Consider the following 13326-nt stretch of genomic DNA (forward strand, 5'->3'; position numbering starts at 1 on the left):
GACGACAAGAAGATCCAGGACTACAACTATACCGCCACGAAGGAAGCCATCGCCCGCGCCGTTCGCGGCGAGCCGAAGGCGTCGGAAGTCGTCGCCAAGCGCAACGACGCGAAGCACCCCTTCGCTCCGAACTGAGTTCGGCTGCTCCTTCAGGGGCAATGATGGGGAGCCGTCGCCGGCTCCCCTTTCAGCCGTACAAGACCGCGACGCGCGATACCGGCGTCGGAACAAAACAGGTGGGGCTTCCGCGCGTGCGCTAGCTGAAAACGCCGCTGGACGCGATCAGCACCGGGAGGGATGGAAAAAATGGCTTCTTTCTTCGAGAAGATTCTTGGCGCGCTGTTTCCCAAGCCGTCGAGCGGGTTCACCGGCTCGGCGAGCGCCAAGACGGGTGTCGGCGAGTCGCTCGTCGGCGACGGCAATGAGGTCGCCCACATCGACCTGATCATGGGTCCGCGCGGCTCGGCGGCCGAAAAGGCTTTCGCCAACGGCCTCGTCAACAACAAGGACGGCTTTACGACGCTGCTCGCGGTCATCGCGCCGAACCTGCTCGTCAAGCCCTACACGATGATGTTCAACAAGGTGACCATCAAGAACGCCAAGCAGGCCGTTCAGATGTTCGGCCCGGCGCAGCATGGCGTCGCCAAGGCCGTCGCCGACTCGGTGGCCGAAGGCGTGATCCCGCTCGACAAGGCTGAAGACCTCTTCATCTGCGTCGGCGTGTTCATCCATTGGGACGCCAACGACGATCAGAAGATCCAGGACTTCAACTATCAGGCCACGAAGGAAGCCATCGCCCGCGCGATGAAGGGCGACCCGAAGGCCCAGCGCGTCGTCCAGGAGCGCGTCACCGCCAAGCATCCTTTCGCCGCCAACTGATCGGCCGCGCAAGCTTGGACAACAGGGGGAGCCCGCGTGGCTCCCCCTTTATTTTTGGAGAGGTCGAAGGCGTCATGGCGCGCGTGTCGCGGCCTTGCCCCTCACCCCAACCCTCTCCCCGCGATTGCGGGGCGAGGGGGCCAGAAGCCCGCATCCCCTCCTCTCCCCGCCAGTGGGGAGAGGCTGGGTGAGGGGCAAGGCCGCAGACGCAATCCTATTCAGCGCCCCGCCAAAGCGGCCAGATCGGCCGCCGTCAGCCGCCCCTCATGCAGCGCCGTGGCGATGAGCGCGCCGGCCGCGCCCGCCGCCTTCAGCGACCGCAGGTCGTCGAGGCCACGGACGCCGCCGGCCGCATAGACCCGCCGGCGCCCCGCCCGCGCCCCGATCTCGCGCAACAGCGACACATCCGGTCCCTGTCCGGCTCCGACCCGCGCCAGCGTCATGACGATGACGCGCGCCGGCCAGAACGCCGCATCCGCATGAAGGCGCGGATCGCCGAGGACGCCTTGCGTCGAAACGTCGAGCGAGAGAATGGCGCGCGGATCGTCGCGCAGGGCAAGGGCTTCTTGCGCGCTCTTCAGCGTCTCGCTGCCAAAGACAAGGTCGATCGAGTCGGACTGGCGCCAGGGCGCGGCGTCCGCCGCCTGCGTCCATCCCGCGTCCACCCAAAGTCGCGCGGGGGCGACCGCCTCCGCGATGTCGAGGATGGCGGCGCGATTGTCGCCGCGCCCTTCGATGGCGTCGAGATCGGCGACATACAGCGCCGCGAAGCGATGCAGCGTGAAAAGGCCCAGCGCGACGTCGCGCGGCGCGCTGCTCGCGGCGAGCGGCGTCGCCAGCGGCGCATAGGTTTCACGACGGCCGGCGATGGCGCGCACGGCGGCGCCGTTGCGAATATCGATGACGGGAATGACCTGCATGAGGCATTATAGACCCATGCCGATCACGAAACACACCGTCGCCCGTCTCATCGCCGCCCTGCCGCTCTTCGCCGCCGCGCCCGCCGCCGCCCAGACGATGCAGGGCGACTGGCCGTGCAAACAGGTGCGCGTGCCGGAAATTGCGCTGGGCGGCGTCTGGACGGGGCCGTCTCTCGACAAGGAGCGCCAGGCGTGGCGCGACGACCCCGCCGTGTCCGAACTCGTGGCGCGCATCGCGCCGCGCCGCACGCCGCAGGAGGAGGCGGGGCGCCTTGTCGCCGATTTCGCCAGAGCCGCCGGGCAGAACCGGAAGGCGCGTCTGACTTTGCTCTTCGCCGGGCTCTATGAGCGCATGAACGACGAGCGGCGCGAGGTGGTGCTCGGCCTCGATCGCTTCGGCCGCCGCCTCAAGGAGATGGCGGAAAAGACCCGCCAGGAGACGCAGGCCTTCTACGACCTCCAGAACCAGAAGCCGCCGGACCCCGAGGCGGTCAAGAAGGCCGCCGAGACGCTGCAATGGCGCGTGCGCCTGTTCGAGGAGCAGCGCAAGATGATCGGCTATGTCTGCGAGAGCCCGGCGCTGATCGAACAGCGCTTCGGCGCCCTGGCGCGCGCGCTCCTCGCGGCGATGGACGAACCCGGTTGACTCGCCCCGCGCTTCAGGAGCCCTGGCGTGACGGATCAGAGGCGGGAGCGGATACGACGGCGCGCCTGAGAAAGGCGATCCCTTTCTCGCGCGACTCGCGCGCCTCCGGCAGGAAGGGCAGCAATTGCCAGCCATGCGGGACATCGGGCCAAAGCTCAATATCCGCCGAGACGCCCGCCGCCCGCGCGCGCTCGACCAGACGGGCAGCGTCGTCGCGCAGCGCCTCGTCCATGCCGGCGTGGACGAGAAGCGGCGGAAGTCCCGCAAGGTCGGCGTAGACCGGCGAGGCCAGCGGGTTTCGCCCGCTCGTCCGCCCCAGCACGGCGCGGGCGCCCGTGAGGATCAGGCGACGGGTGAAGAGCGCGTCCTTGTCCTCGTTTTCGCGCGCCGAGGCGCCCGTGGCGGCGAGATCGGTCCAGGGCGAAAACAGCGCGGCGGCGCGGGGCAAGGGCAGGCCTTCGTCGCGCGCCCGCAGCATCAGCGAGACGGCCAGCCCGCCTCCCGCGGAATCTCCCGCGAGAACCACCGGCCCCGGCCGGGCGTCGAGAACCGCGCGATAGGCGCGCAGGGCGTCGTCGAGCGCCGCCGGAAACACATGCGCGGGCGCCAGCCGGTAGGCGGGCGCGAAGACGTCGAAGCCGGCGCGCGCGAACGCCTTCGACACATAGCGAAAGGCGCGCGGCGAGCCGACGAGAAAGCCGCCGCCGTGCAGATAGACCAGCGTCGCGAGGGCCTTGCCGCCTTCGGCGGGCAGCCGGTCGCCGGCGACGTCTGCTCCGAAGGGGGCGTCTTGCTGCGCGGCATGCTGCGCAAAAAACATCTGCGCCGCCTGCGCGCGGCGGATCAGACCTTCGAGGCGCGGTTTGACGAAACGGCGCAGCAGCGCCGCCGTGAGGCGGGCCTGAACGCTCCCGCGCGCCGTCATTTGGGCGGCGCGGGGGCCGTCGGGCTCTTTGGCGGCGCGGGCGGTTGCGGCGCGGCCGGCGGCTTCGGCCCGGCGGGCTGTTGCGGCCGGGAGGCGTTGGAGAGGTAATCGAGCGACGGGTCGTTCAACCCCTGCTCCTTGGCGAGATCGCGCCACTGCTTCGCCTTGGCGAGATCGACCTCGACTCCGAGTCCCTCGGCGTAAAGATGCGCGAGGCGGTTCTGCGCCACGGCGTTGCCCTTCATCGCCGCCTTGCGCAGAAGCTCGACGGCCGTCGTGCGGTCGCGATCGACGCCGACCCCGTTGAACTGCATGATGGCGTATTCGACCATGCCCGGCGGAAACTCCGCGTCGGCGGCGCGCTTGAACCAGTTCGCCGCCTCGCGGTCGTCCTTCGCGACCCCCTTGCCGGTCTTGTAGAGAACGCCGATGGCGTAATCGGCGTCGGCGCTGCCGGCCGCCGAGGCCCGCTTGAAGAAGGCGATCGCCGCCCCGAAGTCCGGATCGCGGCCGCCGTTCTCCAGCGCCATCTCACCGAGCAGATGCAGGGCGGCGGCATGGTCCAGCGCGCCGGCCTTTTCGAGATAGGCGCGGGCGCGGGCGCGGTCCTTCGGGATGTCGATCCCTTCCAGCAGGGCGACGCCATACAGATAGGCCCCCTCGCCATTGCCCGCGTCGCCCCCGCGTCTGAACCAGTCCATCGCCTGTTTCATGTCGCGCTTGACGCCCGCGCCTTCGAGATAGAGGCGGCCGATCAGGGTCAGGGCGGCGGCGTCCTTCGGATTGGCCTCGACCCGTTTCTTCGCCTCCGCCATCGCGGCCTTGTAGTCGCCGCGCTGATAGGCGCCGAAGGCCAGATCGCGCGATGCAGCCGAGGCGGCGGGGGCCGTCTCTTCCTTGGCCATCGCGGGAGCGGCCAGGGCGAGGGCGGCGAGCGCAATCGACAGACATCTTCTCATGGCTGCGAGCCTTCCTGTTCGAGGATCGCCAGCGCCTCGGCGACGGCCGCGGCGGGGCCGCGCGCATCGGTCCAGACGGCGTCGTCCAGCATGACGAAATCGGCGCCCGCCCGCGCGAGCGGCGCGACCTCTGAAAGCGTCCGCGCCCGCGCGACGCAAGGCGTCCTGAACAGCTCCGCCCACCAGTCGACGCGCTCGACGAGGAGCCGCGGGTCCTCATCGTCGAACAGAACGTAATCGACGCCGATTTCGCCCGCGCGCATGGCGTCGTCGCGCATCGGCAGATCGCCGGCGCCGACGATATATTTGGGCGACAGTTTCTTCGCGGCCTCCACGAGCTCCTCGCCCGCGCCGGAGATATGGGCGCCATCGGCCCGCGCGCGCATCGCGACCGTCACCGAGCCGTCGACCAGAACCGCGACGCCGCTCTCCTGCGCGATGGGCGCCAGCGCGCGGACGATGTCCTCGTTCTTGCGCGGATCGTCGCCCGCGAGCCGGATGAGCAGCGACGCGACCTCGCCGGCGGAAAGCGCCGCGGTCAGCGCCGGTAGAAAGTCGCGCGCCTCGGCGAGCGGCGGCGTGGCGAGATAGAGGCGCGCGGGCTCTTCGCTCATTTGCCGTCCCCGAGACAGTCGAGCCAGCTCTGCGCGGCGCGGCGCACATTGTCGGGGGCCGTGCCGCCGTAGCTGGTGCGGCTCTCGACCGATTTGTCCACCCCGAGCACCTCGAAGACCTCCGCCGTGATGCGCGGCTCGACGCCTTGCAGATCGGCGAGCGCGAGGTCCTCGAGCCCGACGCCGCGCCCCTCGGCCAGCGCCACCACGCGGCCGGTGACGTGATGCGCCTCGCGGAACGGCAGATTGAGCCGGCGCACGAGCCAGTCGGCGAGATCCGTCGCGGTGGAAAAGCCCCCGCCGGCCGCCGCTCTCATGCGCGCGCGATTGACCGTCATGTCGCGGACCATGCCGGCCATGGCGGCGATGCAGAGCGAGAGCGAGTCGAGCGAGTCGAAGGCGCCTTCCTTGTCCTCCTGCATGTCCTTGGAATAGGCGAGCGGCAGGCCCTTCATCACGATCAGCAGCGCCTGCAACGCGCCAATGATGCGGCCCGACTTGCCGCGCACGAGCTCGGCCGCGTCGGGATTGCGCTTTTGCGGCATGATCGAGGAGCCGGTGGTGAATTTGTCGGAGAGCGAGATGAAGGCGAATTGCGGCGTCGTCCACAGCACGATCTCTTCCGCGAAGCGGGACAGATGGGTGGCGCAAATGGCGGCGGCCGCGAGCGTCTCCAGCACGAAATCGCGGTCGGAGACGCTGTCGAGCGAATTGGCCGTCGGGCGGTCGAAGCCCAGCGCCGAGGCGGTCATCGACCGGTCGATGGGGAAAGAGGTCCCGGCGAGCGCCGCCGCGCCCAGCGGACATTCGTTGAGCCGGGCGCGCGCATCGCGGAAACGCCCGCGATCGCGGCCGATCATCTCGACATAGGCGAGCAGGTGATGGCCGAGCGTGACCGGCTGGGCGCTTTGCAGATGGGTGAAGCCCGGCATGACGCTGCCGGCCTCCTCCATGGCGCGTTCGACCAGCGCGCGCTGGAGATCGGCGAGCTGCGCGTTGAGCCCGTCGATCTCGTCGCGGATGTAGAGGCGGAAATCGGTTGCGACCTGATCATTGCGCGAGCGCGCCGTGTGCAGCCGCCCGGCGGCGGGGCCGATCAGCTCCGCGAGCCGCGACTCGGCGTTCATATGGATGTCTTCGAGCGCGCGGGAAAAGGTGAATTCGCCGCGCTCCATCTCGCCCGCGATCTGCGTGAGCCCCTGCGTGATCTTCGCGGCGTCCTCGGCCGAGACGATGCCCTGCCGGCCGAGCATGGCGACATGGGCGAGCGAGCCGCGAACGTCCTGGGGCCCGAGACGCTTGTCAAAATCGATGGAGACGTTAATGGCCTCCAGCACCGCGTCGGTTGCGCTCTGAAAGCGACCGCCCCATATCTTGCTCGTCATTTTCACCCCGGAGCCTGCGTCGATGAAGAAACCCGCCGCCTTTTCGCGTCGTCTTGCGACCTTTGTGTGGGCGGCGGCCGGCGCCGGGTTTTTATACGCGGGCGGACCCAGCGGCAAGGAAGCGCGCGCCGCCGACTGCGCCGCCGCCGCGAAGACGGCGGAGGCCGTGAAGGATCTGGCCAGGGGCGAGGTCGCCGCGATGAATGTCTCGAAGGCCCCCGGGAAGCTCCCCGACTACGCCTTCAACGATCCCGATGGAAAGCCCGTCTCGCTCGCGGCCTTCCGGGGCAAGACCGTGCTGCTCAACGTCTGGGCGACGTGGTGCGTCCCGTGCCGCGCCGAAATGCCGGAGCTCGACAAGCTTCAGGCCGAGCTGGGGTCCGACAAATTCCAGGTCGTCGCGATCAACATCGACACGTCGCGGCCCGAGCGGCCGAAGAAGTTCTTCGACGAGACCGGGGTGAAGGCGCTGACGCTCTACGCCGATCCCAAAGCCAACATCTTTTACGAGCTCAAGCAGTCGGGCAAGGCGCTGGGCCTGCCGGTGACCATCCTGCTCGATCCCGAGGGCTGCCAGATCGGCCTGATGAACGGCCCCGCCGACTGGCATTCCGCCGACGCCAGGACGCTGGTGAGCAAGGCTCTGGAGGCGGCGGGGAGGTAAGGACCTCCCCGACCCGGGATCGGCGTGGAGGGCGGACGCCGCTCTCACCCCTGGTGCGGCTTCTTCTTCTTCTTGACGTGAGGCGGCGTCGCGGCGGGCGCCGCAGGGGCGGCTGGACTCGTCGCGGCGGCGGGGGCGGCTGCGGCGGGCGCCTCAGGCGCCGGCGTCGCGGTCGCGGCGGCGGGCTCGGCGGCGGGCGGCGCGGCTTCGCTCTTTTGCGGCGCGCTCTCGGTCGCCGGCTGCTCGGCGGGACTGGACGCCGGCTGCGTCGTGAAGAGCCATGTCAGACCGGCGATGATCACCACCGCCGCCGCAAGGCCGAGGCCGATCAGGCTCGAATGCCGGGAGACGCCGGTCGCGCCGGTCGCGGCCGTCGGGGCCACGGCGGAGGGCGCCGGATCGGCGGCATGGGCGCTCGCGGATTCGGCCGGCAGCACGCCGCGATATTGACTCCAGACCCAGGCGGCGGGCGGCTGCCCCTCCGGTCCTTCCCTATTCGCCATCTCCAAACCTCCCAAGAAGCGCGGAGCTCGAAATTCGAGCCGCAGGGGCGCATGTTGCAATGGCTCGGCGCGGGCCACAAGCGCCATGAAGCGATGCAGTAAACGCCTCTCCGAACAGACAATGTTCACAGGCGGCGGCTCGGCGGGAGGACAAGCGCGAAAATCGCGCTAAGTAAGGGGCGATTCTTTTCGGCTCACTTCGAGAAGCGAGACAGTCATGACCATCAAAGCAGGCGACAGGATTCCCGACGTCACCCTCACGATCATGGGCAAGAACGGGCCCGAACCCATCAAGACCGGCGATTATTTCAGGGGCCGCAAGATCGCGCTCTTCTCCGTGCCGGGCGCCTTCACGCCCACCTGCCACGCCAAACACCTGCCCGGCTTCGTGGCCCATTTCGACGACCTCAAGGCCAAGGGCGTCGACGCCGTCGCCGTCACGGCGGTCAATGACGTCTTCACCCTCGACGCCTGGCTGAAGGATCGCGGCGCCGCCGGGAAGATCGACGGCCTCGCCGACGGCTCCGGCGTTTTCGCCCGCGCGCTCGGCGTGGAGCTCGATCTCGCGGAGTTCGGCCTCGGCGTGCGCGGCAAACGCTTCTCCGCGATCGTGACCGACGGCGTCGTCGACTGGATCAATATCGAGGAGAACTCCAGCCTCGCGACGGTCTCCAGCGCGGAAGCGACGCTCGAAAAGCTCTGATCCCCCGCCCCTCTCCCCGCGCCCGCGGGGAGAGGGGATTTTCCGCTTTCGGCGGCGCACGCCGCCTTGCTCCTTTTCTCGTGCTTGCTCCTTTTCTCGCGCTTGCGCATATAGTGCCGAATGCCTCCCGCCCCGACGAACCGCCGCCCCGCCTCGCCCAAGGAAGCCCCGCAAGAGCCCTTCAAGCGGGCCGTCGCCGGCGCCATGCGCGCCATGGCGAAGACCCCCAAGCTCGACGTGACCTTCGCGTCCGAGCGGCCCTCGCTCGTTTCGACGCCGGAGGGCGCCAAGGCGCGCGTCACCGAGCCGCCGCGCAAGCTGACCGCGAAGGAGGCGGCCGTCGTGCGCGGTCAGGCCGATTCGATCGCGCTGCGCCTCGCCTGCCACGACGACGCGGTCCACCGCCGCTATGCGCCGGACGCCCTGGAGGCGCGCGCCGCCTTCGACGCCTTGGAGCAGGCCCGGGTCGAATCGATCGGCGCCCGGCGCATGGCGGGCGTCGCCGCCAATATCGGCGCGATGCTGGAAGACCGCTATACGCGCAGCCATACGGAAAAGATCATGAGCCGCGCCGACGCGCCGCTCGAGGACGCGCTGGCGCTCCTGGCCCGCGAGCGCCTCACCGGGCTCGAGCCGCCGCCGCATGGCGCGAAGATCGTGGAGTTCTGGCGCGGCGTGATCGAGGAGCGCGCCGGCGGCGATCTCGACCGCCTGTCCGGCGCGATCCACGACCAGAAGCAGTTCGCCCATATCGTGCGCGAGCTTCTGTCCCATCTCGACATGGCCGGCGCCGAGGCGCCCGAGGAGACCGAGGCCGAGGACGTCGAGGAGCCGCCGCAGAACCCCGACGAGAGCGAGGACCAGAAGCAGGAAGAGGATCAGGCAAAGAGCCAGGCCGAGATGGAGACCTCGCTCGCCGCCGACGAGTCCGAGCAGGACGGCGAGAGCGAATCGGCCGAGGCCCCGTACGGCGAATCGCCGGAGGAAGGCGACGAGGGCGATCTCGAGGAAGCCCCCGACGCGCGCCGCCCCACGACCCCGGCCGCCGACCGCTCGGGGAGCGATTATCACGCCTACACCACCCGCTTCGACGAGACCGTGCGCGCGGAGGAGCTCTGCGACGCCGAGGAGCTCGACCGGCTGCGCGCCTATCTCGACAAGCAGCTTCTGCATCTGTCGTCGGTGGTCGGCCGCCTCGCCAACCGCCTGCAACGCCGCCTGATGGCGCAGCAGAGCCGGTCCTGGGAGTTCGACCTCGAAGAGGGCATGCTCGATCCGGCCCGCCTGCCGCGCATCATCATCGACCCCCAGCAGCCGCTCTCCTTCAAACGCGAGAAGGACACGGACTTCCGCGACACGGTCGTCACCCTGCTGCTCGACAATTCCGGCTCGATGCGCGGGCGGCCGATCACCGTCGCCGCGACCTGCGCCGACATCCTCGCCCGCACGCTGGAGCGCTGCGGGGTGAAGGTCGAGATTCTCGGCTTCACCACCCGCGCCTGGAAGGGCGGGCAATCCCGCGAGCTGTGGCTCAACGAGGGCAAGAAAGCCAACCCCGGCCGCCTCAACGACATCCGCCACATCATCTACAAGGCCGCCGACGCCCCCTGGCGGCGCGCGCGGCGCAATCTCGGCCTGATGATGCGCGAGGGCCTGCTGAAGGAGAATATCGACGGCGAGGCGCTGGACTGGGCGCATCGGCGGCTGCTGGCGCGTCAGGAGCAGCGCCGCATCCTGATGATGATCTCCGACGGCGCGCCGGTCGACGATTCGACGCTCTCGGTCAATCCCGGCAACTATCTGGAGCGCCACCTGCGTCAGGTGATCCACGACATCGAGACGAAATCGGCGGTGGAGCTCATCGCCATCGGCATCGGCCATGACGTCACCCGCTACTATCGCCGCGCCGTGACCATTGTCGACGCGGAGGAGCTGGGCGGCGCCATGACCGAGAAGCTCGCGGAGCTGTTCAGCGAGACGAGCCGCCCCTCCTAGCGCTTTCCGCCAAAGTGGAAACCGGTTGGGCGCAAGAAAGCGCAACAAAACAAAAAACGAGAGCGCCGCTCTGATTCCATCGGAGCGGGAATGCTCTAGTCGTCGTCGCGAAACGAGCGGTGGCCGGTCGTGATCGACGAGATCATGGTCTGCCGGGAGACGATGTCCTCGCGGATGGCCGCATAGACGTGGATCATGACGAAGAGGATGATGACCCACATGCCCGCATGATGCAGCGCATGCATCTCCTGGCTGTTGGGGAAGATATAGAACATCCAGCCGAACAGCGTCGCCTGGATGGAATCGATGCCTTTCGCCTCGGAATAGAGCGCCCCGCCGGTCGCGATCATGAACAGCGCCGAGGTGGTGAACATGAGCACCATCGCGATATTGGCGAGGGGATTGTGGCCCACATATTTCATCGGCGCCTTGACGAGGAACAGATACCACGCGGTCTCATAGAGAGCGCCGTACCAGAACCTCGGCTTCCAGACTGGCAGGTAGAACAGCTGCCGCGAATAATAATTGCCGACGAAGGCCCAGAGCATCCGCATCAGGAAGGCGAGCGCGAAGGTCTGCGCGGCGGCGAAATGGGCGAAGCGGATATAGCCCATCAGAAACTTGTCCGCCGCCTCGCCGCTGGTCGTCGGAAGCGGGGCGCCGATGAGATAGCCCGTCACGACGAGGATGACGATGCAGCCGGCGTTGGTCCAGTGCCAGAGCCGCACCGGCGCTTCATAAACATAGACCGTCGTGCGCGGAACGCCCCGTTTGCCGGTCGTGTCCGCAGATATGACCAGAGGCGCATAATCCTGCATGGAAACGTCTCCCTGTCGCTCCAGTTAAGTCCCGCCGCGCGGCCGCGACAAAGGCCGCTCCCGCTCAAAGCACTTTCACCGACGCCATTTCCTGTCCGTCCTCGCTCATGACATGGGTCGAGCAGGCGAGACACGGATCAAAGGAATGCAGCGTGCGGAGAATCTCCAGCGGCTGGGACGGATCGGCCATCGGCGTGTTCAGAAGCGCGGCCTCGAAGGCGCCGATATTGCCTTTCGGATCGCGCGGGCTGCCGTTCCAGGTCGTCGGCACGACGCACTGGTATTGTCGATCTTCGTGTCCTTGATCTTGATCCAGTGGCCGAGCGAGCCGCGCGGCGCCTCCGAAAATCCGACGCCCTTGCAGTCCTTCGGCCAAGTGTCGGGCTTCCACTTGTCCGTGTTCGCCGTCGACGAGTCGCCGGCTTTCAACGTGGAGATGAGCTTGTCGTAGAAGCGTCGCATCTGTTGGCCCGCCCATTGCGCTTCGAGCGCGCGGGCGGCGGTGCGTCCGAGCGTCGAGAACAACGCCTGCTCGGGCAGGCCGAGGTCCTTCAGCGCCTTTTCGACCGGGCCTCTGAACTCCGGCCTGTTCTGCGCGTAGCCGATCACCCAGCGCGCGAGCGGCCCGACCTCCATGGCGTTGCCCTTCCAGCGCGGTGCCTTGATCCAGGAATATTTCGCGGATTCGTCGAGCGACTCGATATTGGTCCGCGTGCCCTTGGTCTTCGGGCCGAGGGCGAAGTTCGGTTCGGTGACGCCCTCCCAGGGATGCAGGCCTCTGGTCTCGTCCGGATATTTGTACCAGGAGTGCGTGACGAACTCCTGTATCTCGGACGGATTGCGCAGATCGACCGGATGCACGTCGGAGAGGTTGCCGTTGATGATCGCGCCGCGCGGCAGATTGAGGCTTCGTTCCGAATAATCGTTGGCGCGCTCGGGAATGTCGCCATAGGCGAGCACGTTCTTGCCGGAGAGGCCGCCGCCATGGAGCCAATCCTTGTAGAAGGAGGCGATCGCCATCACGTCCGGCAGATAGACCTGCTCGATGAACTGGTTTGTCTGGTCGATGATGGTCGACACATAGTTGAGACTCTCGATATTGATGGCGCCGATGCCGCCGACGCCGTCGATGTTGAGCGGGCAGGGAACGCCGCCCACAAGCCAGTTCGGATGCGGATTCTTGCCGCCGAAGATCGTATGGATCTTGACCAGCTCCTTCTGGAAATCGAGCGCCTCCAGATAATGCGTCACCGCCATGAGATTGGCTTCCGGCGGAAGCTTGTAGGCGGGGTTGCCCCAATAGCCGTTCTTGAACGGCCCGAGCTGGCCGGAGTCGACGAATTTCGTCAGCCGCGTCTGAACATCCTTAAAATAGCCCGGCGACGACAGCGGCCAGGGCGAGATCGACTGCGCGAGCGTCGAGGTTTCCTTGGGGTCCGCCTTCAGCGCCGAGACGATGTCGACCCAGTCGAGCGCATGCAGGTGATAGAAATGCACGATATGATCATGCGCCTGCAGGGTGAGCTGCATGATGTTGCGAATGGAGTTCGCATTCTCGGGAATCTTGATCGCCAGCGCATCCTCGACGGCGCGGACCGAGGCGAGCGCATGCGTGCCGGTGCAGACGCCGCAGATGCGTTCGGTGAAGGCCCAGGCGTCGCGCGGATCGCGTCCGCGCAGGATCGTCTCGATGCCGCGCCACATCGTTCCGGTCGAAACGGCGTTGCGGATGACATTGTTCGAGTCGACGTTCACCTCGACGCGCATGTGGCCTTCGATGCGCGTGACAGGGTCGACAACAATGCGCTTGCCGCTGTTGTCGAGTGCAAAACCATTGGGCGTACGGGTGTTCATCGGCAGTGTCCGCGATAAGTGAGGATCAGGCGTTCTCGTGCCGGTTCGCCGCGCGGCGAACGGCCGTGAGGGCGGCGTGGAGCCCGATCGCGCCAGCCGCGATGGAGGCGGCGCCGAAGCCGATTTCATCCGCGTTCTTTTCGACCTCGAACAGGGTCACCCTGTTGAGCCGTTCGTAGAAGGAGCCCTGATCCCAGAAGGCTTCTTCCGAACAGCCGAGGCAGCCGTGGCCGGACTGGATCGGGAAGGAGACGCCGCCGTTCCAGCGCACCGCGGAGCAGGCGTTGTAGGTCGTCGGACCCTTGCACCCGAGCTTGTAGAGGCAATAGCCCTTGCGGGCGCCCTCGTCGTCCCAGTCCTCGACGAACTGGCCGGCGTCGAAATGCGGCCGCCGGTAGCATTTGTCGTGGATGCGCTGGGAATAGAACATCTTGGGCCGGCCCTGGCGATCGAGTTCCGGC

General features: G+C 67.7%; 14 protein-coding genes and 1 pseudogene. 6 read left to right on the forward strand and 9 right to left on the reverse strand.

Annotated features, from left to right (window positions below):
- Both ACR652_RS15270 and fae read left to right on the forward strand, forming a co-directional pair.
- A partial coding sequence (locus ACR652_RS15270; RefSeq protein WP_434507333.1) for a formaldehyde-activating enzyme occupies window positions 1-135 on the forward strand: 135 nt, incomplete at its 5' end.
- A gap of 171 nt (window positions 136-306) precedes the next feature.
- A complete protein-coding gene (fae, locus tag ACR652_RS15275) occupies window positions 307-879 on the forward strand; it encodes a formaldehyde-activating enzyme (RefSeq protein ID WP_434507335.1) in 573 nt (190 codons plus the stop codon).
- A gap of 218 nt (window positions 880-1097) precedes the next feature.
- On the opposite strand, the gene ACR652_RS15280 is transcribed toward fae, so the two are convergent.
- Window positions 1098-1799, reverse strand: a complete 702-nt coding sequence (locus ACR652_RS15280) for a HisA/HisF-related TIM barrel protein (protein WP_434507336.1) — start codon at window positions 1797-1799, stop codon at window positions 1098-1100.
- On the opposite strand from ACR652_RS15280, the gene ACR652_RS15285 reads away from it, so the two are divergent.
- Window positions 1798-2445, forward strand: a complete 648-nt coding sequence (locus tag ACR652_RS15285; RefSeq protein ID WP_434507337.1) for a hypothetical protein — start codon at window positions 1798-1800, stop codon at window positions 2443-2445. The two genes, ACR652_RS15280 and ACR652_RS15285, sit on opposite strands and share 2 nt — an antisense overlap.
- Before the next feature lie 13 nt (window positions 2446-2458).
- Here the strand turns inward: ACR652_RS15285 and ACR652_RS15290 are convergent, their stop codons facing one another.
- The 4 genes from ACR652_RS15290 to argH are packed head-to-tail and all read right to left on the reverse strand — an operon-like array spanning window position 2459 to window position 6328.
- Window positions 2459-3370, reverse strand: a complete 912-nt coding sequence (locus ACR652_RS15290; RefSeq protein WP_434507338.1) for an alpha/beta hydrolase — start codon at window positions 3368-3370, stop codon at window positions 2459-2461.
- The gene (locus tag ACR652_RS15295) at window positions 3367-4329 is read right to left on the reverse strand and encodes a tetratricopeptide repeat protein (RefSeq protein ID WP_434507339.1); all 963 of its coding nucleotides are present in this window, start codon (window positions 4327-4329) and stop codon (window positions 3367-3369) included. The genes ACR652_RS15290 and ACR652_RS15295 overlap by 4 nt, the downstream gene beginning before the upstream one ends.
- Entirely contained in the window at window positions 4326-4943 is a 618-nt protein-coding gene (locus tag ACR652_RS15300; RefSeq protein WP_434507340.1) for a thiamine phosphate synthase, read from the reverse strand. The genes ACR652_RS15295 and ACR652_RS15300 overlap by 4 nt, the downstream gene beginning before the upstream one ends.
- A complete protein-coding gene (argH, locus tag ACR652_RS15305; RefSeq protein WP_434507341.1) occupies window positions 4940-6328 on the reverse strand; it encodes an argininosuccinate lyase in 1389 nt (462 codons plus the stop codon). Before argH ends, ACR652_RS15300 begins: the two co-directional genes overlap by 4 nt.
- A gap of 22 nt (window positions 6329-6350) precedes the next feature.
- Between argH and tlpA the strand changes: the two genes are divergently transcribed.
- The gene (gene tlpA / locus ACR652_RS15310) at window positions 6351-6992 is read left to right on the forward strand and encodes a thiol:disulfide interchange protein TlpA (protein WP_434507342.1); all 642 of its coding nucleotides are present in this window, start codon (window positions 6351-6353) and stop codon (window positions 6990-6992) included.
- Between the two features lie 44 nt (window positions 6993-7036).
- On the opposite strand, the gene ACR652_RS15315 is transcribed toward tlpA, so the two are convergent.
- Window positions 7037-7495: a hypothetical protein gene (locus ACR652_RS15315; protein WP_434507343.1), complete on the reverse strand. Its 459-nt coding sequence runs from the start codon at window positions 7493-7495 to the stop codon at window positions 7037-7039.
- A 217-nt stretch (window positions 7496-7712) separates the two neighbouring features.
- On the opposite strand from ACR652_RS15315, the gene ACR652_RS15320 reads away from it, so the two are divergent.
- A complete protein-coding gene (locus ACR652_RS15320; protein ID WP_434507344.1) occupies window positions 7713-8198 on the forward strand; it encodes a peroxiredoxin in 486 nt (161 codons plus the stop codon).
- Between the two features lie 120 nt (window positions 8199-8318).
- A complete protein-coding gene (gene cobT, locus ACR652_RS15325) occupies window positions 8319-10193 on the forward strand; it encodes a cobaltochelatase subunit CobT (protein ID WP_434507345.1) in 1875 nt (624 codons plus the stop codon).
- Between the two features lie 95 nt (window positions 10194-10288).
- Here cobT and cybH read toward each other — a convergent pair whose 3' ends face one another.
- The 3 genes and pseudogenes from cybH to ACR652_RS15340 all read right to left on the reverse strand — a co-directional run.
- Window positions 10289-11011, reverse strand: a complete 723-nt coding sequence (gene cybH / locus ACR652_RS15330; RefSeq protein WP_434507346.1) for a Ni/Fe-hydrogenase, b-type cytochrome subunit — start codon at window positions 11009-11011, stop codon at window positions 10289-10291.
- A gap of 64 nt (window positions 11012-11075) precedes the next feature.
- Window positions 11076-12865, reverse strand: a pseudogene (locus ACR652_RS15335) (nickel-dependent hydrogenase large subunit).
- A 25-nt stretch (window positions 12866-12890) separates the two neighbouring features.
- The coding region (locus tag ACR652_RS15340) for a hydrogenase small subunit (protein WP_434507347.1) at window positions 12891-13326 on the reverse strand (436 nt) is incomplete at its 5' end.

The sequence above is a fragment of the Methylocystis sp. genome (genome assembly GCF_051061225.1).
Lineage (GTDB): Bacteria > Pseudomonadota > Alphaproteobacteria > Rhizobiales > Beijerinckiaceae > Methylocystis.

Excerpts from the sequence above, each read along its gene's own strand:
- ACR652_RS15295 (WP_434507339.1), bottom strand. The coding sequence starts at position 4,329 with ATGAGAAGATGTCTGTCGATTGCGCTCGCCGCCCTCGCCCTGGCCGCT.
- ACR652_RS15300 (WP_434507340.1), bottom strand. The coding sequence starts at position 4,943 with ATGAGCGAAGAGCCCGCGCGCCTCTATCTCGCCACGCCGCCGCTCGCC.
- ACR652_RS15320 (WP_434507344.1), top strand. The coding sequence starts at position 7,713 with ATGACCATCAAAGCAGGCGACAGGATTCCCGACGTCACCCTCACGATC.
- tlpA (WP_434507342.1), top strand. The coding sequence starts at position 6,351 with ATGAAGAAACCCGCCGCCTTTTCGCGTCGTCTTGCGACCTTTGTGTGG.
- ACR652_RS15315 (WP_434507343.1), bottom strand. The coding sequence starts at position 7,495 with ATGGCGAATAGGGAAGGACCGGAGGGGCAGCCGCCCGCCGCCTGGGTC.
- argH (WP_434507341.1), bottom strand. The coding sequence starts at position 6,328 with ATGACGAGCAAGATATGGGGCGGTCGCTTTCAGAGCGCAACCGACGCG.
- ACR652_RS15285 (WP_434507337.1), top strand. The coding sequence starts at position 1,798 with ATGAGGCATTATAGACCCATGCCGATCACGAAACACACCGTCGCCCGT.
- ACR652_RS15280 (WP_434507336.1), bottom strand. The coding sequence starts at position 1,799 with ATGCAGGTCATTCCCGTCATCGATATTCGCAACGGCGCCGCCGTGCGC.
- fae (WP_434507335.1), top strand. The coding sequence starts at position 307 with ATGGCTTCTTTCTTCGAGAAGATTCTTGGCGCGCTGTTTCCCAAGCCG.
- cybH (WP_434507346.1), bottom strand. The coding sequence starts at position 11,011 with ATGCAGGATTATGCGCCTCTGGTCATATCTGCGGACACGACCGGCAAA.
- ACR652_RS15290 (WP_434507338.1), bottom strand. The coding sequence starts at position 3,370 with ATGACGGCGCGCGGGAGCGTTCAGGCCCGCCTCACGGCGGCGCTGCTG.
- cobT (WP_434507345.1), top strand. The coding sequence starts at position 8,319 with ATGCCTCCCGCCCCGACGAACCGCCGCCCCGCCTCGCCCAAGGAAGCC.